Annotated in this window: 13 protein-coding genes; 4 read left to right on the forward strand and 9 right to left on the reverse strand. The window is 61.6% G+C overall.

The genetic code is table 11. The features are described from left to right. Position 1: 1 nt before the first annotated feature. The 7 genes from ACEN83_RS08985 to ACEN83_RS09015 all read right to left on the reverse strand — a co-directional run bounded on the left by ACEN83_RS08985 (position 2) and on the right by ACEN83_RS09015 (position 10,766). Positions 2–2,719 (reverse strand): nitrate reductase, encoded by a 2,718-nt coding sequence (locus tag ACEN83_RS08985; RefSeq protein WP_495580052.1) that lies wholly within the window; start codon positions 2,717–2,719, stop codon positions 2–4. Then, a complete protein-coding gene (nirD, locus tag ACEN83_RS08990; RefSeq protein WP_495580053.1) occupies positions 2,719–3,036 on the reverse strand; it encodes a nitrite reductase small subunit NirD in 318 nt (105 codons plus the stop codon). The genes ACEN83_RS08985 and nirD overlap by 1 nt, the downstream gene beginning before the upstream one ends. Beyond that, positions 3,033–5,486 carry a nitrite reductase large subunit NirB gene (gene nirB, locus ACEN83_RS08995; protein WP_495580054.1) on the reverse strand — a complete coding sequence of 818 codons (2,454 nt, stop codon included), beginning with the start codon at positions 5,484–5,486 and terminating at the stop codon, positions 3,033–3,035. Before nirB ends, nirD begins: the two co-directional genes overlap by 4 nt. Before the next feature lie 290 nt (positions 5,487–5,776). After that, entirely contained in the window at positions 5,777–7,444 is a 1,668-nt protein-coding gene (locus ACEN83_RS09000; protein ID WP_495580055.1) for a bifunctional protein-serine/threonine kinase/phosphatase, read from the reverse strand. Positions 7,445–7,451: 7 nt separating this feature from the next. Then, positions 7,452–8,663, reverse strand: coding sequence for a nitrate/nitrite transporter (locus tag ACEN83_RS09005; protein WP_095965153.1), 1,212 nt, complete (start codon positions 8,661–8,663; stop codon positions 7,452–7,454). A gap of 300 nt (positions 8,664–8,963) precedes the next feature. Next, the gene (locus ACEN83_RS09010) at positions 8,964–9,539 is read right to left on the reverse strand and encodes an ANTAR domain-containing response regulator (RefSeq protein WP_015096057.1); all 576 of its coding nucleotides are present in this window, start codon (positions 9,537–9,539) and stop codon (positions 8,964–8,966) included. Positions 9,540–9,554: 15 nt separating this feature from the next. After that, complete coding sequence (locus ACEN83_RS09015; protein WP_495580056.1) at positions 9,555–10,766, reverse strand: CmpA/NrtA family ABC transporter substrate-binding protein; 1,212 nt, start codon at positions 10,764–10,766, stop codon at positions 9,555–9,557. 228 nt (positions 10,767–10,994) lie between these two features. Here ACEN83_RS09015 and ACEN83_RS09020 point away from each other — a divergent pair, with 228 nt between their 5' ends. Continuing rightward, on the forward strand, positions 10,995–12,014 hold the full coding sequence (locus ACEN83_RS09020) for a quinone-dependent dihydroorotate dehydrogenase (RefSeq protein ID WP_007971491.1): 1,020 nt from the start codon (positions 10,995–10,997) through the stop codon (positions 12,012–12,014). Positions 12,015–12,236: 222 nt separating this feature from the next. Here ACEN83_RS09020 and rmf read toward each other — a convergent pair whose 3' ends face one another. Then, positions 12,237–12,452, reverse strand: a complete 216-nt coding sequence (gene rmf, locus ACEN83_RS09025) for a ribosome modulation factor (RefSeq protein WP_003223300.1) — start codon at positions 12,450–12,452, stop codon at positions 12,237–12,239. 530 nt (positions 12,453–12,982) lie between these two features. Here rmf and rlmKL point away from each other — a divergent pair. Further along, the gene (gene rlmKL / locus ACEN83_RS09030) at positions 12,983–15,253 is read left to right on the forward strand and encodes a bifunctional 23S rRNA (guanine(2069)-N(7))-methyltransferase RlmK/23S rRNA (guanine(2445)-N(2))-methyltransferase RlmL (RefSeq protein ID WP_495580057.1); all 2,271 of its coding nucleotides are present in this window, start codon (positions 12,983–12,985) and stop codon (positions 15,251–15,253) included. A gap of 203 nt (positions 15,254–15,456) precedes the next feature. Continuing rightward, complete coding sequence (locus tag ACEN83_RS09035; RefSeq protein WP_495580058.1) at positions 15,457–17,856, forward strand: sensor domain-containing diguanylate cyclase; 2,400 nt, start codon at positions 15,457–15,459, stop codon at positions 17,854–17,856. 126 nt (positions 17,857–17,982) lie between these two features. Here the strand turns inward: ACEN83_RS09035 and dacB are convergent, their stop codons facing one another. Further along, entirely contained in the window at positions 17,983–19,443 is a 1,461-nt protein-coding gene (dacB, locus tag ACEN83_RS09040; RefSeq protein WP_495580059.1) for a D-alanyl-D-alanine carboxypeptidase/D-alanyl-D-alanine endopeptidase, read from the reverse strand. Between the two features lie 234 nt (positions 19,444–19,677). Here dacB and ACEN83_RS09045 point away from each other — a divergent pair, with 234 nt between their 5' ends. Continuing rightward, complete coding sequence (locus ACEN83_RS09045) at positions 19,678–20,022, forward strand: YggL family protein (protein ID WP_007971486.1); 345 nt, start codon at positions 19,678–19,680, stop codon at positions 20,020–20,022. The last annotated feature ends 79 nt before the right edge of the window (positions 20,023–20,101 follow it).

Here is a 20,101-nt window from a genome sequence, read left to right on the forward strand (position 1 = left end):
CTCACGAGATGGCGGCTTGCGGCTGCGCGGTGGCGGCCAACAAACGCTTGATTTCCGGGACGCAGGAGCCGCATTGCGTGCCGCAACCCAATTCTTGTTTCAACCCCGACAAGTCCAGGCCGCGGCGGATGCCGGCGCAGACCGCGTTTTGGCTGACGTTTTTGCAGTTGCACAGGGTTTTGTTACCGATCGCTTCGGCGTCAACCTGGCCCGGCGGGGCACTCAAGGGCGCGAGCAGCCAGCGCCGTAGCTGTTCATCGGCGCGACCTTCGAGCCAGAGGTTTTGCAGCCAGTGCCGGGCGAGGGTTTCACCTGCCAGGCGGATCGCGGTGATCCGGCCGTTCTCGATTCGCACCCGCTTACCGATGGAGCGTCGTGGATCGTCGTAGGCCAGCACCGGTCCATCGTTCAGCCCCAGGCATTGATCGATATCGCGCAGCAGTTGCGGATCCGGCGCCGTGGTGCTGGCAGCGCGTATGAGCAGCGCAGGGCGCTCACGACCGGTCAGGCTGAGGCTGACGTAGGAAAACGTCTCGCAGAGGGGGCGTAGAGTCTCAAAGTGTTGTTGGACATCGCCCTCAATCAGCGCGAAAAGGTGCCAAGGTAATTGCACCGGTTCCAGGCGCACACCGCTGTGTTTGAGCTCCGGTTGTTTCGACAACGGGTCGAAGGCGGGCAGGGTGAGGCTGTTCACCCCCCCCTTGAGAAAACGGTCACCAAAATGCATCGGCAAGAAGGCTTGGCCCGGACGCACGCTGTCGTCACTGGCGACCGGCACGATCACCGCGCCGCGGCGGCTTTTCAGGCTGATCAAATCACCCGTTTGCAGGCGATGCCTGCGCAGCTCGTCCGGGTGCAGGCTCAACACGGCTTCACTGACATGGCCGAACAACTGCGCGGCGGTACCGGTGCGGCTCATGCCGTGCCACTGATCGCGCAGACGACCGGTGATCAGTGTCAGCGGGAAGCGGGCATCCCGTTGTTCCTTGGCGGCGCGATACGGATCGGCCACGAACTGCGCGCGTCCGCTGGAGGTCGGGAAAATGCCGTCGAGATAGAGGCGCGCGGTGCCTGCGCTGGACCCTGCAGGAAAGGGCCATTGCTGCGGGCCGATGGAGTCGATCAATTCGTGGCTGATCCCGGACAAATCCAGATCCCGGCCCCGCGTCAGCTGTTTGTATTCGTCGAAGACCTGCGCCGGAGTGTCAAAGGCAAACAGGCTGGTGGCTTCCGGGCGCAGATGTTTTTCCAGGCGCTGTGCGAAATCCACCGTGATCGTCCAGTCCGGACGCGCTTCACCCGGTGCGACGATCGCGCGGCGGACGTGGGAAATGCGCCGTTCGGAGTTGGTCACCGTGCCGTCCTTTTCACCCCAACTGGCGGCGGGCAACAACAGGTCGGCAAACCTGGCGGTTTCAGTGGTGCGAAAGGCCTCCTGCAGGACCACGAACGGGCAGGCCTCCAGCGCCGCGCGCACGGCCGCCTGATCGGGAAGAGACTGAGCGGGGTTGGTGCAGGCGATCCACAAGGCTTTGATCTTGCCGCTGCCCAGTTGCTCAAACAACTCGATGGCAGTCAGCCCCGGGGGTTCAGGCAGTTGATCAACACCCCAGTAGGCGGCCACGTCGGCACGGTGCTCAGGGTTGGCGGCGTCACGATGGCCCGGCAGCAGGTTGGACAGGCTACCGGTCTCCCGCCCGCCCATGGCATTCGGCTGACCGGTCAAGGAGAACGGACCTGCACCCGGACGGCCAATCTGCCCGGTGGCCAGGTGTAGATTGATCAGTGCACTGTTTTTCGCGCTGCCGGCGGTGGACTGGTTCAACCCCATGCACCACAGCGACAGGAAAGACGGTGACGTACCGATCCACTCGGCACATTGCTGCAATTGCCCGACGCTGATTCCGCAGAGCTGCGACACCATCTGCGGTGTGTAATCACGCACCAGTTTCTTCAGCTCGGGCAAGCCTTCGGTATGGTCCTTGATGAAGTCACGGTCGATCCAGTCTTCCCACAGCAGCAGATGCAAAATCCCGTGGAACAAGGCGACATCGGTGCCGGGCAAAATCGCCAGGTGCAGGTCAGCCAGATCGCAGGTGTCTGTCCGACGTGGGTCAATGACGATGACTTTCATCTGCGGCCGCCGGGATTTGGCTTCTTCCAGTCGGCGAAACAGTACCGGGTGGGCGTAGGCCATGTTACTGCCGACGATCATCACGCAATCGCTCAATTCCAGGTCTTCATAGCTGCATGGCGGGGCGTCGGCGCCCAGGCTGCGCTTGTAGCCGACCACCGCCGACGACATGCACAGCCGTGAGTTGCTGTCGATGTTGTTGGTGCCCACCAGCGCCCGAGCCAGTTTGTTGAAGGCGTAGTAGTCCTCGGTCAGCAGTTGCCCGGAAATGTAGAACGCCACGCTGTCCGGGCCATGTTCTGCAATGGTTTGGGCGAAAACGCTGGCGGCATGATCAAGCGCGGTATCCCAGTCGGTGCGGCTGCGGGCCAGGCCTTTGCCCAGGCGCAGTTCCGGGTACAGCGCTCTTGCCGTCAAGTCGCCGGTCAAATGCAGGGTTGATCCCTTGCTGCACAACTTGCCGAAGTTGGCCGGGTGTGCCGGATCGCCGCTGACGCCGAGGATGCGCTCGCCGTCATGCTCGATCAGCACGCCGCAGCCGACCCCGCAATAGCAGCAGGTGGACGCGGTGATCTGGCGGTCCATCAGCCTGCGTCCCGCAGGGCCAGCATCACTCGGCCATTTTCGACCCGCGCCGGATGGTGGTGGGCGCAGCCGACGTCCGGGGCCAGGGCTTCGCCGCTTTGCAGGTCGATTTGCCAGTTGTGCAGTGGGCAGGCCACGCGTTTGCCGTAGATCAAACCTTGGGACAGCGGTCCGCCCTTGTGCGGGCAACGGTCGTCGAGGGCGAACACTTCATCGTCGCTGGTACGAAAAATCGCGATGTCGCCTTTAGGGCCGGCAACGATTCGCGAGCCCAGGACATTGATTTCATCCAGTGCGCAGATATCCAGCCAGTTCATGCCAGCACCTCCAGGTTTTTCACGGGGATGACGTCGAATTCTTTTTTCAGTTGCGGCTGTTCCAGGCGTTCCTTCCACGGGTCCTGTTCGAACGACAGGGAGAACTGCAGGCGATCGTTGAGCGCCTTGCGCCGCTCCGGGTCTTCCAGCACGGCTTTCTTGATGTGGTCCATGCCGACCCGTTGCAGGTAGTGCACGGTGCGTTCGAGGTAAAAGGCTTCTTCGCGATAGAGCTGCAGGAATGCGCCGTTGTATTCGCGGACTTCTTCGGCGGTTTTCAGTTTGACGAAGAATTCCGCGACTTCGGTCTTGATCCCGCCGTTGCCGCCGATGTACATCTCCCAGCCGGAATCGACGCCGATGATGCCTACGTCCTTGATGCCCGCTTCCGAGCAGTTGCGCGGGCAACCGGAGACAGCCAGTTTCACTTTGTGCGGCGACCACATGTTGAACAGGTCGTGCTCCAACTCGATGCCCAACTGCGTGGAGTTCTGCGTGCCAAAGCGGCAGAACTCACTGCCGACGCAGGTCTTCACGGTGCGGATGGATTTGCCGTAGGCATGGCCGGACGGCATGTCGAGATCTTTCCAGACACCTGGCAAGTCCTGCTTCCTGATCCCCAGCAAGTCGATGCGCTGGCCACCGGTGACCTTGACCATCGGCACGTTGTACTTGTCGGCAACGTCGGCAATGCGCCGCAGTTCCGAAGGATTGGTCACACCGCCCCACATCCGCGGGACTACTGAGTAGGTGCCGTCTTTCTGAATGTTGGCGTGGGCGCGTTCGTTGATCAGGCGCGATTGCGGATCATCCTTGGCTTCCCCCGGCCAGGTGGAAATCAGGTAGTAGTTGAGCGCCGGCCGGCAGGTGGCGCAGCCGTTGGGTGTACGCCAATTCAGGTAGCTCAGGGTGCCGGCGATGGTCAGCAGGTGCTGCTCGCGGATGGCCTGGCGGATTTGCCCGTGGTTGAGGTCGCTGCAACCGCAGATGGCCTTTTCGCTTTTCGGTTTGACGTCGGCGGCACCGCCCACGGTGTTGATCAGGATCTGCTCCACCAGGCCCGCGCACGAACCGCAGGAACTGGCAGCCTTGGTGTGCTTCTTCACTTCGTCGACACTGAACAGCCCGTGTTCCTGAATGGCCTTGACGATGGTGCCTTTGCACACGCCGTTGCAGCCGCAGACTTCGGCCGTATCGGCCATGCTCATGGCCTTGTCCTGACCCTGATGTCCTACGTCGCCCAAAGCGTTTTCGCCAAACATCAGATGATCGCGGATCTCACTGATGGCGTGGTTTTCACGGATCTGCCGGAAGTACCAGCCGCCGTCGGCCGTATCGCCATACAGGCAAGCGCCGACCAGCACGTCGTCCTTGATCACCAGCTTCTTGTAGACCCCGCCAATCGGGTCCGAGAGGGTGATGGTCTCGGTGCCTTCACCGCCCATGAAGTCGCCGGCGGAAAACAGGTCGATGCCGGTAACCTTCAGCTTGGTCGAGGTCACCGATCCCTTGTAAGTGGCAAAACCCAGTTGGGCGAGGTGGTTGGCGCAGACTTTGGCCTGCTCAAACAGCGGCGCCACCAGACCGTAGGCGATGCCGCGGTGACTGGCGCACTCGCCAATGGCGTAGATCCGCGGGTCATAGGTTTGCAGGGTGTCGTTGACCAGAATCCCGCGGTTGCACGGAATGCCGGATTTCTCCGCCAGTTCGGTATTGGGGCGAATGCCGGCGGCCATCACCACCAGGTCAGCGGGGATGATGTCGCCGTTCTTGAATTGCACCGAGCCGACCCGGCCATTGCCCGCGTCGTGCAAAGCCTGGGTTTGCTCGCACAGACGGAAATGCAGGCCGCGAGACTCCAGGGCGGTTTGCAGCAGTTGGCCGCTGGTCTTGTCCAGTTGCCGTTCCAGCAGCCACTCGCCGATATGCACCACGGTGACGTGCATGCCCCGCAGCATCAGGCCGTTGGCGGCCTCCAGGCCGAGCAGGCCGCCACCGATCACCACGGCGTGCCGGTAGGTTTTCGCGGTGTCGATCATGGCCTGGGTATCGGCGATGTCGCGGTAGCCGATCACGCCCTCGAGGGTGTTGCCGGGAATGGGCAGGATGAAAGGCGTCGAGCCGGTGGCGATCAGCAGGCGATCGTATTCGGCTTCACTGCCGTCTTCGGCAATGACCCGGCGCTTGACCCGGTCGATCTCCACCACTTTGCGGTTGAGCAGCAGTTTGATGTTGTTGTCCAGGTACCAGTCCAGGTCGTTGAGCACGATCTCTTCGAAGGTCTGTTCGCCTGCCAGCACCGGCGACAACAGGATGCGGTTGTAGTTGGTGTGCGGTTCGGCGCCGAAGACCGTGATGTCGTACAGCTCTGTGCTCAGCTTGAGCAGTTCTTCCAGGGTCCGGACCCCGGCCATGCCGTTGCCGATCATCACCAGTTTTAGTTTTTTCATCAGGTTCTCCGGGGAGTCCAGGCCTGCCTCATCAGGGTTCAGGCCATGCTCGACAAATTTTGCGCAAACAAAAAAAGGCGTCCCGCTAGTTGCCTAGCGAGGACGCCTTTGTCCTGGTCCCGTTCTCTCGGGAAGTGCAGCCTTCGTCGTTGAAGCCTGCGCTTTATGTCTGTTGAAAGAGGTAATGCACTGGTTGTGCCAAGTCGCTCAGGCCCCGTGTTTGTTGGCGTTCTTCCCGTTCGCAAGGGCAGGGCCGCGAGGGGATGCACCGATTCAAGGCGCGTTGCCCGCTAATGGAGCGCCACCACCAGCAGCACCAGGTTGAGCAGCAGCGATACCAGCGCCAATGTCCGCCAGACTTTCAGCGGCTCGCGCTCCAGCAAGGGTTTGGGGCGCACGCTCAAACTGCGGCGTTCGCCTTGCTCGATCAGCAGCAACCATTCTTCCGCCGTTTCGAAACGCTGTTCGGGGGCCGCCGCCACGGCGCGTTCCAAGTGATGGGCGATCCAGTCCGGCAGGTCGGGCCTGTAGCGGCTGGCGTTGACCGGGAGACCAAACCTCGGACGCTGGAACGCTTCGATTTCGCCATAGGGATAGTGCCCGGTGAGCAGAAAATACAAGGTCACACCAACGGCATACAGGTCCTGCTGTGGTGTCGGCACGTCGCCACGAAAGGCTTCCGGCGCGATGTAACTGGGTGTACCCGGCAGAGCCCAGGGCAGGTCTTGCGAGAGACCGGGGCAGTAGGCGAGGCCGAAATCCAGCAGGCGCAGTTCACCATCGTCCCCCAGCAACAGGTTTTCCGGTTTGATATCGCGATGCAGAATCTGTCGTCGATGCAACAGGCCGACCGCTCGCAGCAAGCGTTCGGCGATGTCTTGCCACTGGGGCAGCGGCAACGGTCCGCTTTGCTCATGCCGTTGCGCCAGGGTAGCGCCCGAGTATTCACGCATCACGTAGTACAAATGCTGACGCTGACTGGCGGCATGCACTTCAGGAAAATGCCGACCGGCCACGCGTTTGAGAAACCACTCTTCCGACAGCAACGCTTGCCCGGCCTGGTGATCGTCGTGCAGGCGCCCCGGCAGGGTTTTCAGCAGCCAGGGTTGTTGTTGAGTGTCGCGCACGCGGTAAAGCAACGATTGCTGGCTCTGTGCGACGATCCCTTCGACCTGCCAGCCCTCGAACGTCTGGCCAGGTTTCAGGGCGGGCGGAAGTGGCCATTGCTGCAAGTGCATCAATGCATCGCCAATGCTCGCTTCGCCGAGGGCGTCGACCCGCACCAGCAAGGCGCTGGCGTTGTCCTGGCTGCCTGCCAGGTGTGCGGCATTGACCAGGGTTTGCGCAGCGCTGTGCAAGTCCGGTTGATCACGCAGGATCGCCGCAATGGCGGTATCGCCCAAGACCGCCCAGATGCCGTCGCTGAGCAGGACGAAGCTTTCATCGAGGCGCAGTTCACCGTCGAGAAAATCCAGCACCAGGTGTTGATCGAGGCCCAGCGCCCGTTTCAGCACATGCTGCATGCCCGGCTGGTCCCAGACGTGATCCTCGCTGATTCGCTGCAATCGGTCGGCGTGCCAGCGATACACCCGGCAATCGCCGACATGGGCCAGGGTAAAACGCCGGCCACGCAGGACCAGCGCACTGAGGGTGGTCAGCAGCGGTTGTCCGCCGCCATTGGCCTGCAACCAGCGGTTTTGCGCCAGCAACAGGCGATCCAGTGCCTGCGCTACGCTCCAGGTTTCCGGCGTGGCGTAGTAATCCAGCGCCAGGGCCTGCAGCGTCGAACGGGCCGCCAGGCCGCCATCGGCGCACTGGCTGACACCGTCGGCGATGGCGAACAGGTAACCTTTGCTCGCCGCCAGCGCCGGGGCCGGCGTGACCAGGCGCAGGGCATCCTGATTCTCCTCGCGCGGACCGATGGCGCTGGCTTCGGCGAAACTCAGTTGCAGGCTCATCGAGGCGTCAGACCCGCGCAGCCGTCACGGCCGCCGAACCCCAGGTGGTTCTCCAGCGCCGTTTCACGCCGTGCAGGCCGAACCACGCCAGAATGCCGAGGCTGGCGAACAACCACAGGGCCAGTTGATAGCTGCCGGTGCTCTGTTTGATCGCACCCATGCCGGCCGCGAGGGCAAAACCACCGATGCCGCCGGCCATGCCGATCAGGCCGGTCATCACACCGATTTCCCGACGAAACCGCTGCGGCACCAACTGGAACACCGCGCCATTGCCGGCACCCAGGCCGAGCATGGTACAGACGAAAAGTGCGAGTGCGGCGTAGGAATTCGGCAGGTTGAAACCGACCGCGGTAATGCAGATCGCCGCGACGGTGTACATCGCCAACAGGGTTCGAATGCCGCCGAACCGGTCGGCCAGAGCGCCGCCCAAGGGCCGCATCAGGCTACCGCCGAACACGCAGGCCGCCGTGTAGTAACCCGCCGTCACCGGGCTCAGGCCGTACTGGTCGTTGAAATAGCCGGGCAGGGCGCTGGCCAGGCCGATGAAGCCACCGAACGTCACGCTGTAGAAAAACATGAACCACCAGCTGTCACGATCGCCCAGGGCCTTGAAGTAGTCGGCCATGGATTTGGCTTTTGGTCGCTCGGGGGCGTTTTTCGCCAGCCAGGCAAAGACGATCAGGGTCAGGATCAGCGGAATCAGGGCGAAACCGAACACGTTGCTCCAGCCAAACGCCGCCGCCAGTACCGGGGCGATCAAGGCGGCGAATACCGTACCCGAGTTGCCGGCGCCGGCGATGCCCATGGCCTTGCCTTGATGCTGCGGCGGATACCACTGCGAGGCGAGGGGCAGGGCAACGGCAAAGGACGCGCCGGCCATGCCGAGGAACAGACCCAGCAGCAGCGCTTGCTCGTAGCTGTGGATGCCGAGCTTCCAGGCGCCGAACAGCGCGCAGATCACGATGACCTGGCCGATCAGGCCGGCGGTTTTGGGCGACAGGCGATCAGCCAGCATCCCCATGACAAAACGCAAGACCGCCCCGGCCAGAATCGGCGTGGCCACCACCAGCCCGCGTTGCTGTGTCGTCAGGTGCAGGTCGGCGGCGATCTGTACCGCCAGCGGGCCGAGCAGGTACCAGACCATGAAGCTCAGGTCGAAGTAGAGGAAGGCTGCGAACAATGTGGGGGTATGGCCGGATTTCCAGAAGCTTGAATTCATTGCGCACCTCAGCTGTGAAGAGTCTCGAAAGGAGTCATGAGCTTGCAGGTGGGGCGCCGCTACGGCCGCTCCACCGGCCCCGTGCTGTGGGGCCAAAACGAAAAAACGCCGCCACCCGATCCGCCAAGGGCAAATGAGGTGAGCGACGTCTTTGTCGTAGGTGGGGCAACCGCCGTTGGTTACCTGTGGTGATTGCTTTGCCAGATCTGTGCCACATTGGAAAAGATCGCAGCCTTCGGCAGCTCCTACAGGGAATGTGTGCTCCTGTAGGAGCTGCCGAAGGCTGCGATCTTTTGTGGCTCAACCCAACAATTCACTCATGGCAATAATCTGCTCCGCCACTTGAATCAGCTTCTGCTGGCGGCTCATCGCCTGCCGGCGCATCAGTGTGTAGGCCTCCTCTTCGTTACAGTCCTTCATTTTCATCAACAGCCCTTTGGCCAGCTCGATGCGCTTGCGCTCGGCCAGTTGCTGGTCGCGGGCCTGCAACTGGGCACGCAAGGCCTGATCGCTTTCGAAGCGTGCCATGGCCACATCGAGAATCGGCTGCAGGCGTTGTGCGTGAATGCCTTCGACGATGTAGGCACTGACCCCGGACTTGATCGCCTGGCGCATCACATCGGGGTCATGTTCGTCGGTGAACATCACAATCGGTCGCGGCTGGTCGCGAGTGACCAGCACCACTTGTTCCATGACATCGCGACCGGGTGACTCGGTATCGATCAGAATCACGTCCGGACGCACCGTTTCGACGCGTTCGGGCAAGTCGATGGTCAGGCCGGATTCATCGATCACTTCGAAACCGGCCTCGGTGAGGGCGGCCTTCAGGCGTCCGACTTTTTTCGCGGTGTCGTTGATCAGCAGGATACGCAGCATGTTCGTCGTCTCCTGTCAGCGGCTGGCGGATCGGTGCGAGCTGTCGCTCATGGCGTGCAGTTTGAAACTGCGGGCATAACCGGCTGGGTCTGAACCGTCCCAGATCTTGCCGTCGATCAATTGACTGCTGCGCATCTCCTTGCCCGGTGCCGCGACGCCTACGGCGCTGGCCGCTTCACGATACAACTGCAGTTGATGGACTTGGCGGGCCACGGCGAGGTAATCCGGGTCATCGCGCAACAAACCCCAGCGACGGAACTGGGTCATGAACCACATGCCGTCGGACAGGTACGGCAGATTGACCTCGCCTTCACCATGGAAGCGCAGGGCGTGCGGGTCTTGCCAGCGATTGCCCAGGCCATCGACATAGTCGCCCAGCAGGCGCGGCTCGATGCATTCCAGCGGCGCATCGAGGTATTGCGCTGCACTGAGCAATTGCGCGGTGCTGCGAAGATTTTCACGGCTTTCTTCAATGAAGCGGCTGGCTTCCAGAACCGCCATCACCAACACCCGCGCGGTATTGGGGTATTGCTCGACGAACGCACGGGTGCAACCGAGGACCTTTTCCGGGTGATCGGGCCAGAGGGCCTGGGTCGTGGCCAGGGTGAAACCGAGGTCCTGTTGCACGGCGCTGGCGGACCAGGGTTCGCCGACACAGAACCCGTCGATACGCCCGGCCCGCAGGTGGGCGACCATTTGCGGCGGCGGCACCACCACGCTGTCGACATCTCGCAGCGGGTGAATACCCTGGCTGGCCAGCCAGTAATACAACCACATGGCGTGGGTGCCGGTAGGAAACGTCTGGGCGAAGGTGAGTTTTGGGCGAGTTTGGTGCACGTGCCGATCCAATGCCTCAGGACTGGTCACCCCTAGCGCCTGCAAGCCGCGGGACAGATTGATGCTCTGGCCGTTTTGATTCAGGCCCATCAACACCGCCATGTCGGTCGCGGCCACGCCACCGATGCCCAGGTGAACGGCGTAAATCAGGCCGTAGAGGCTGTGGGCGGCATCGAGTTCGCCGCTGACCAGCTTGTCCCGCAGGTTGGCCCAGGACGACTGGCGCTTGAGGTTCAGGGTCAAACCATAGGGTTGGGCGAAGCCCTGGGTGGCGGCGACCACCACCGAGGCGCAGTCGCTCAGGGCCATGAACCCGAGATTGATTTCGGTTTTTTCCGGGGCATCGCTGCCATTGACCCAGGCCAGTGGGCCGGCTGACGGTTCGTTCATCGCGCGTTCACCTTGCAAAAAAAACGTCGTCCCGGGTCCGTGCAGGGGCAGGCCGGGGACGACGCCATTGTCTTTGCACCCGTTCCGACGCTGGCGTGGGTGCTGGTGCCCGGAAGGGTGCAAGGCATATGCCATTAACCGTTGATTTGATCACGCGCCTCGCTTGCCACCCCGTTGCCCGGCTATAATCGCCGCCTCAATTCGCCGCCAATCGAGTCAAATCCGCCCATGTACACCCTGGCCCGTCAGCTGTTGTTCAAACTCTCCCCGGAAACCTCCCACGATCTGTCCCTGGACCTGATCGGCGCGGGCGGGCGTCTTGGACTCAACGGCTTGCTGTGCAAGGCTCCGGCGAAGAAGCCGGTGAATGTCATGGGCCTGGACTTCCCGAACCCGGTGGGCCTGGCCGCCGGTCTGGACAAGAACGGCGCGGCCATCGATGGATTCGCCCAACTGGGTTTCGGCTTTGTCGAAATCGGCACCATCACCCCGCGTCCGCAGCCGGGCAACCCCAAGCCTCGCCTGTTCCGTTTGCCGGAAGCCGAGGCGATCATCAATCGCATGGGCTTCAACAACCTCGGCGTCGATCACCTGCTGGCCCGCGTGGCGGCGGCCAAATACAAAGGCGTGCTGGGCATCAACATCGGCAAGAACTTCGATACGCCGGTCGAGCGGGCCGTGGACGACTACCTGATCTGCCTGGACAAAGTGTACGCCCACGCCAGCTATGTGACGGTCAACGTCAGTTCGCCGAATACGCCGGGCCTGCGCAGCCTGCAATTCGGCGACTCGCTCAAGCAGTTGCTGGCCGATCTGGCCGAGCGCCGCGCGGAACTGGCCTTGCGTCATGGCAAGCATGTACCGCTGGCGATCAAGATCGCGCCGGACATGAGCGACGAAGAAACCGCACAGGTTGCACAAGCGCTGATCGAAACCGGAATGGATGCGGTCATCGCCACCAACACCACCCTGAGCCGCGTCGGCGTCGAAGGCATGGAACATGGAGACGAGGCCGGTGGTCTGTCCGGCGCACCGGTTCGCGACAAGAGCACCCACACCGTGAAGGTGCTGGCATCGGAGCTGGGTGGTCGCCTGCCGATCATCGCGGCCGGCGGTATTACCGAAGGCAAGCACGCCGCAGAGAAAATCACCGCGGGCGCGAGCCTGGTGCAGATCTATTCGGGCTTCATCTACAAGGGCCCGGCGCTGATTCGCGAGTCCGTAGACGCCATCGCCGCCCTGAGATAAACCCGGCCCCTGTAGGAGCTGCCGAAGGCTGCGATCTTTTGATTTTGATTTTTCAAGATCAAAAGATCGCAGCCTTCGGCAGCTCCTACAGGGGAAAATTGCGTTCATAAAAAAGGGCCCCTTTAAAGGAGCCCCTGGGCCGCAGCCCGCCGTCCGGATGGGACGTGCGTGGTTAATTCAGTACAAAATCAGATTGTCGTGTCGGAGTGTTGTGCCCTGTAATTAGCCGACGGCGTGAAGTTCGTTGAGTCTGTGGATTCCCGCAGTGCCGGTCATACCGTCCCAGTTGTCGCCGCGTCCTTCTCGCCAGCCGTTGATCCAGGCTTGGCGTACCGACGGTAGAGTAAATGGGCAAAGCTCACGGGATTTGCCACCAACGCCATATTGATATCCGCGCAAAAATGCTCTTTCCAACGGATCACGCTTAAGTCTTCTCATAGGGTGTTGCCCTCACTTGTTGACTGTATTTATCGCGTCGACCTCTATTGAGGTCTGGCAGAAAAACTCTGCCGTTGGGGGCTCGTTGCCGGCGTGACGAGCCAAGGTGTTGGCGTCATTGCGGCGCCAACCTGAGTTGAGTTCTAACCAATGCGTCACATCGAGGGAATGATCGTTTTGTCATAAGGACGTAACCATTCATGTGTTAAGGCCATAAGTAACAGAGTGTTTGTAGCGTATTTATTAGCTAAACCCCGGTATGATCGGCTCTGCGCTGGATGATGGGCTTAATCCTTTAGTGAGAATGGCTCCCGTTGCCGGGAGGCACTATTCGACGAAGGGTCGACTTATGACATTTCATTGCATCAACTTTTTTATCTGTCCTTGCATCTAAGCTCATTTAACCCGAGCAGCAGGGGTGGAACGGCACACCTTCGTGCCACGCGGGCGCTCTTCGAGAAAAGCGCCTGATTGAAAACCGGACCGGCAATGCGTTGCCCGGTCACTCAGCTAAAGGTTCTGGAATTCCCATGTCCGATCGTTTCGAACTCTTCCTCACTTGCCCAAAAGGCCTTGAAGGCCTGCTCATCGAGGAAGCCGTCGGGCTTGGCCTTGAGGAAGCGCGGGAGCACACCTCTGCCGTGCGCGGCATGGCCACCATGGAAACCGCTTATCGCCTGTGCCTGTGGTCACGCCTGGCCAACCGCGTGTTGCTGGTGCTCAAGCGTTTCCCGATGAAGGACGCCGAAGACCTGTACCACGGCGTGCTGGACATCGAGTGGCAAGACCACATGCTCAATGACGGCACCCTGGCCGTCGAATTCAGCGGCCATGGCTCGGGTATCGACAACACCCACTTCGGCGCGCTGAAGGTCAAGGACGCCATCGTCGACAAACTGCGCACCCCGCAAGGCGACCGTCCGTCCATCGACAAGCTCAATCCGGACCTGCGCATTCACCTGCGCCTGGACCGCGGCGAAGCCATTCTGTCCCTCGACCTGTCCGGCCACAGCCTGCACCAGCGCGGCTATCGCCTGCAGCAGGGTGCGGCACCGCTGAAGGAAAACCTCGCGGCCGCCATCCTCATCCGTTCCGGCTGGCCACGTATCGCGGCCGAAGGCGGCGCGCTGGCCGACCCGATGTGCGGTGTCGGTACGTTCCTGGTGGAAGCGGCGATGATCGCCGCCGACATCGCGCCGAACCTGCGCCGCGAGCAATGGGGCTTCACTGCCTGGCTCGGTCACGTCCCGGCGTTGTGGAAAAAACTCCACGAAGAAGCGTCCGAGCGCGCCGCGGCCGGCCTGGCCAAGACACCACTGTGGATCCGTGGCTACGAAGCCGATCCGCGGCTGATTCAACCGGGTCGCAACAACGTCGAGCGGGCCGGTCTGAGCGAGTGGATCAAGATCTACCAGGGTGAAGTCGCGACGTTCGAGCCGCGCCCGGACCAGAACCAGAAAGGCCTGGTGATCTGCAACCCTCCGTACGGCGAGCGTCTGGGCGACGAGGCGAGCCTGCTCTACCTCTACCAGAACCTCGGCGAGCGCCTGCGTCAGGCCTGCCTGAACTGGGAAGCGGCGGTGTTCACCGGCGCGCCGGACCTGGGCAAGCGCATGGGCATCCGCAGCCACAAGCAGTATTCGTTCTGGAACGGCGCCTTGCCGTGCAAGCTGCTGCTGATCAAGGTGCTGCCCGATCAGTTCGTCACCGGCGAGCGTCGTACGCCGGAACAGCGCCAGGTCGAGCGTGAGCAAGCCGCCTACGATCAGACGCCGAACGAACCGCAGGAGCGCAAGTTCAACAAAAACGGCAACCCGATCAAACCGACGCCGGCACCGGCTCCGGTGGTCGAGCAGCCGCGCCTGAGCGAAGGCGGGCAGATGTTCGCCAACCGCCTGCAAAAGAACCTCAAGGCCATGGGCAAGTGGGTCAAGCGTGAAGGTATCGACTGCTACCGCGTGTACGATGCCGACATGCCGGAATACTCCATGGCCATCGACCTGTATCACGACTGGGTCCATGTTCAGGAGTACGCCGCGCCGAAATCCATCGATCCGGAAAAAGCGTCGGCCCGCATGTTCGATGCCCTGGCCGCCATCCCGCAGGCGCTGAACATCGACAAGAACCGTGTGGTGGTCAAGCGCCGCGAGCGTCAGAGCGGCACCAAACAGTACGAGCGCCAGGCGGCGCAGGGCAAGTTTGTCGAGGTCAATGAAGGCGGTGTGAAGTTGCTGGTGAACCTCACCGACTACCTCGACACCGGTCTGTTCCTTGATCATCGGCCGATGCGCATGCGTATCCAGAAAGAGGCGGCCGGCAAGCGCTTCCTCAATCTGTTCTGCTACACCGCAACGGCCAGTGTGCATGCGGCCAAGGGCGGCGCGCGCAGCACCACCAGTGTCGACCTGTCGAAGACTTATCTGGACTGGGCGCGTCGCAACCTGTCGCTGAACGGTTTTTCCGACAAGAACCGCCTGGAGCAGGGCGATGTGATGGCGTGGCTCGAAGCCAGTCGTGACGAGTACGACCTGATCTTCATCGACCCGCCGACGTTCTCCAACTCCAAGCGCATGGAAGGCGTGTTCGACGTGCAGCGCGACCAGGTGCAACTGATCGACCTGGCCATGGCGCGCCTGGCACCCGGTGGCGTGTTGTACTTCTCCAACAACTTCCGCAAGTTCGAACTGGAGGCCAATCTCGGCGAGCGTTATGCGGTCGAGGACATCACTGCCCAGACCCTCGATCCGGATTTTGCGCGCAACGCCAAGATCCATCGTGCCTGGAAAATCATGGCACGTTGATGGTTGCCCCCCTGTAGGAGCGAGCTTGCTCGCGATGGTCGATAACGATAATGCGGGCTGTCTGAAAGCACGCGGTGTTCTTGAGTCCATCGCGAGCAGGCTCGCTCCTACAGGGTGCTGGTCAAATTAGTGGCTAATAGCTATAACTCAACTCAGGGCCAAAGGGCTTTCCCGCACCTGGCGTTTGTTTTGAGTTGCGTTTTATGTCGTTGCACGCCGTGCGCCCCAAGATCCTGGGTTTTATCAGCGAAGATGCCTCGGCCTGGCTGGTCGCGCTGCTGGTTTTGTTGATCGGCGGGGTGCTCACCGGGTTGCTGGCGTGGTCGACGCTGAATCTGTTTCACCATCAATTGCGGCAACGCTTTCAACTGCTGGCCAGTGAGCGTTACAGCCGTATCGAAGAACGTTTCGAAGATCAGGAGCAGCGCCTCGATGGCCTGCGCCGGTTTTTCGCCAATTCCGGTTCAGTGTCCCGAGCGGAATTCGACGGCTACACCCAACCTTTGCTGCTGCGAACCCAGGCGTATTCCTATGCCCAGCGGGTCACTCGTGACGAGCGGGCGGCGTTCGAGCGACGGGTCCGAGACGAGGGCTTGAACAACTTCACCCTGAGAGAACTCAACGCCGACGGCCAATTGCAACTGGCCGGCGAGCGCGATGAGTACGTGGCAGTGCTGTACAGCCAGACGCAAAGCAAACTCGGTTCCCCCCTCGGCTACGACTTGCTGGCCCAGCCCCTGCGGCGTGCCACGCTCGAACGGGCCGACCAGCATGGCGGCATGGCGGTATCACAACCGATGCATCTGGTGAGTATCGAACCGGCCTATGCGCGCGGCGTGCTGCTGGTCGCGCCGGTCACGCAGCGCAGCGGACAGGACGACAAAGGCACGAAGCCCTACGGTTATGTCATGGCCGTGATCAGCATGCGCCAATTGCTGGCGGACGGACTGCCGGAAGCAAGTCGCGACTATCTCTCGGTACGCATCCTCGATTTGTCGACCGACGACCAGCACGAAGTGCTGTTCGAGTCGCCCAACCCGCCAGCCGTCAGCGAGTTGTCGGCCACGCGCCTGTTGCGCATGGCCGACCATGACTATCAGGTCGATATCCAGCCCTCCGACGCGTTCGTGCAGGCCAACCATTCCTCCGTGACCAGTCTGGTCGTGTTGGGTGGTTTGCTCAGCCTGTTGCTCAGTGCCTTGCTCTATGTGCTGGTCAGTCAGCGGCAGCGGGCGTTGAGACTGGTCGATCAGCGTACTCAGGAGCTGCGCGATCGAGAACAGGAGCTGCGTGGCACCCATGGTCAGTTGCGTGGCGTGCTCAATGCCGCCACCCAGGTTGCGATCATCGCCACCGACCTGCGCGGCGTCATCAGCACGTTCAACGCCGGTGCCGAGCAGATGCTCGGCTATAGCAGTGCCGAAGTGGTCGGCCATATGACCCTGGAGAACCTGCACCTGCCCCGGGAGCTGGCCGGTCGTTCGGCCGAGTTGAGCGCGCGCTATGGCAAGCCGGTGCCGACCTGCCAGGCGATGCTGGTGGAAGGCGACGTGGAGGGCGGTCACGAGGCGCGGGAGTGGACCCTGGTGCGCGGCGATGGCAGCCATCTGATGGTCAATATGCTGGCCACGCCGGTGCTCGACGAGCAAGGCCTGTGGGTCGGGCACCTGGCGGTGTGCATCGACATCACCGAACGCAAGCGGGTCCATGAAGCGCTCGCGGCGCGGGACCTGCTGTTGAAAAAGCTCAGCGCCCACGTGCCCGGCGGCATCTACCAGTTCAAGATGGAATTCGACGGGCGTTTCAGCGTGATCTATGCCAGCGATGGCATTCGCGATATCTACGAGCTGGAACCCGACGTACTGCTGCTCAATGCCGAAGCGATCTTCACCCGGATTCACCCCCAGGACACTACCCGTGTCCGCGCCTCGATCCGCGCCTCGGCCGAAACCCTCAGCCCCTGGCGCGAGGAGTACCGCGTGCAACTGCCGCAACGCGGGGTGCGTTGGGTGCGCGGCGAAGCCACTCCGGAGGAGTTGCCCGGTGGCGGCGTGCTCTGGCACGGCTACATCTCGGACATTTCCGATATGAAGCGGGTGGAAGAAGAATTGCGCGCATTGTCAGTCACCGATTCCCTGACCGGTATCCATAACCGGCGTTATTTCCAGGAGCGCCTGACCACCGAAATGGCCCGGGTGGAGCGTGGCGGTGGGGATTTGTCGGTGATCATGCTCGATATCGACCATTTCAAGCGCATCAATGACCTGCATGGCCACGCCATCGGTGACCGGGTGTTGCAGGCAGTGTGCGAACGGATCGGCCACCGGCTGCGTCGCACCGATGTGTTCTGCCGGCTGGGCGGCGAGGAGTTCATGGTGTTGTGCCCGGACATCGGCAGCGAACATGCCTATGTGCTGGCCCAGCAATTGTGGCACAGCCTGCGCAGCTCACCCATTGAAGGCGTCGGTACGGTCACCGCCAGTTTCGGAATTGCCAGTTGGCGCGCCGGGGAGGGCGCCGATGCCTTGCTGTTGCGCGCGGACTCGGGCGTTTATGCGGCGAAGCAGGCAGGGCGAGACCGGGTAGAAGAGGAGATGAATTAACACAATTAATGTGGGAGCGGGCTTGCTCGCGAAAGCGGCTTGTCTGTCACATCGATGTTGGATGTGCCGCCGTCTTCGCGAGCAAGCCCGCTCCCACAGGAGATCTACTGTGTTCTTTAGATCCGGTTACAACACCGAAGCCGTCTGCGGCGCTTTCGGTTGGCGGTACAGGTCGAGCAGCACCTGATCGAGCACCGACGAGGCGCCGAACGGGGCCTTGTCGTTGAGGATCGCCACCACCGCCCAGGTGTTGCCGTTGACGTCGCGACTGAAGCCGGCAATCGCCCGTACGGTGTTCAGCGTGCCGGTCTTGACGTGGGCTTCGCCGCGCATCGCCGTGGTCTTCAGGCGCTTGCGCATGGTGCCGTCGGTGCCGGCAATCGGCATCGAACTGATGTACTCGGCGGCATACGGGCTGTGCCACGCCGCTTCGAGCATCGAGGCCAATTCCCGGGCGCTGACGCGCTCGGCGCGGGACAGGCCGGAGCCGTTCTCCATCACCAGGTGCGGCGCGGTGATGCCCTTTTTCGCCAGCCACTGACGCACGACACGCTGGGCAGCCTTGGCGTCGTCACCATCGGCATCGGTGCGGAAACGTTGGCCCAGGCTCAGGAACAACTGCTGGGCCATGGTGTTGTTACTGTACTTGTTGATGTCGCGGATGATTTCCGCCAGGTCCGGCGAGAACGCCCGGGCCAGAACCTTGGCGTCTTTAGGGGTTGGCGCCAGCACATCCCTGCCCTGGATGCTGCCACCCAGTTCCTTCCAGATCGCGCGGACGGCGCCGGCGGTGTAGGTCGCGTGGTCGAGCAGCGACAGGTAAGTCTGCGAGCTGCAGCCTTCACCCAATTGACCGCCGACGGTAACGGTCACGGTGCCATCGGCTTGCGCCACCGGGTTGTAACGCACGCCACCGGTGCATTGCTTGGAATTGAGGGCCTTGACCTGGTTGTCGATGCGGATGCTCGCAATCGGCGGTTCCACCGAGACCAGGACCTTGCCCGAGTCATTGCGCGCAACGAAGCGCAGCGCCTTGAGGTTGACCAGCAGCGAGTCGGGCTTGACCAGGAACGGCTTGTTCTCGTCGTTGCCGTCGTCATTGAACTCCGGCAGTTGCGGCTGCACGAAGAAGGTTTTATCCAGCACCAGGTCGCCGGTGACCTGGGTGACACCGTTGGCACGCAGGTCACGCATCAACAGCCAGAGTTTTTCCATGTTCAGCTTCGGATCGCCGCCACCCTTGAGGTAGAGGTTGCCATTGAGGATGCCGCCACTGAGGGTGCCGTCGGTGTAGAACTCGGTTTTCCACTGGTGGTTCGGGCCGAGCATTTCCAGGGCCGCGTAGGTGGTGACCAGTTTCATGGTCGACGCCGGGTTGACCGAGACGTCGGCATTGAACACCGTCGGGGTGCCGGGGCCGGTGAGCGGGATCATCACCAGCGACAGGGCGTTGTCCTGCAGCTTGCTGGCTTTCAGGGCTTTTTCAACGTTGGGCGACAGCGCAGTATTGACCGGAGCTGCAGAAACGGGGAGGGCCAGGGGGAGAAGAAAACCGGCCAACAGCAATGGACGCAAAGATTTGATCATCTGAAATAAAACCCTACAGCCGAGGGGAAAAAAGATGAGGGCATGAAGATAAATTCCCTCAATGGTCATGAAAGTGTCGGCATTATGCCCCAAGGTGTCACGGCTTGTGCCGTGCGAGGGGTGTCTGATCGGCTATTTTTTTACCGACGGTAGGCGTGGTGGCCCAGAGAGTCAGGCAATCGGCGGCTTAAACTGCTAAAGTGCCGCCCGTTATTACTTAAGAGGATTGTTCCAATGGCGACTAACCGTTCCCAGCGTCTGCGCAAAAAACTGTGCGTCGATGAATTTCAAGAGCTGGGTTTCGAACTGAACCTGGATTTCAAAGAAGATTTGGCTGATGAAGCCATTGATGCTTTCCTCGATGCGTTCCTCAAAGAAGCCATGGAAGCCAACGGCCTGGGTTATGTTGGCGGCGACGACTACGGTCTGGTTTGCCTTCAGAAGCGTGGCTCGGTCAGCGCTGAACAGCGCGCTGCCGTTGAAGCCTGGCTCAAAGGCCGCACCGAGCTGACCAGCGTTGAAGTCAGCCCGCTGCTGGACGTCTGGTACCCGGAAAAGCCGATCAATCCGGTAGCTTGATGTTCTGAAAAAAACGGCGACCCAAGGGTCGCCGTTTTTTTTTGCTTTTTTTTGTAGGAGCGAGCTTGCTCGCGATGAA

The sequence above is a fragment of the Pseudomonas sp. Pseusp49 genome (assembly GCF_059491875.1).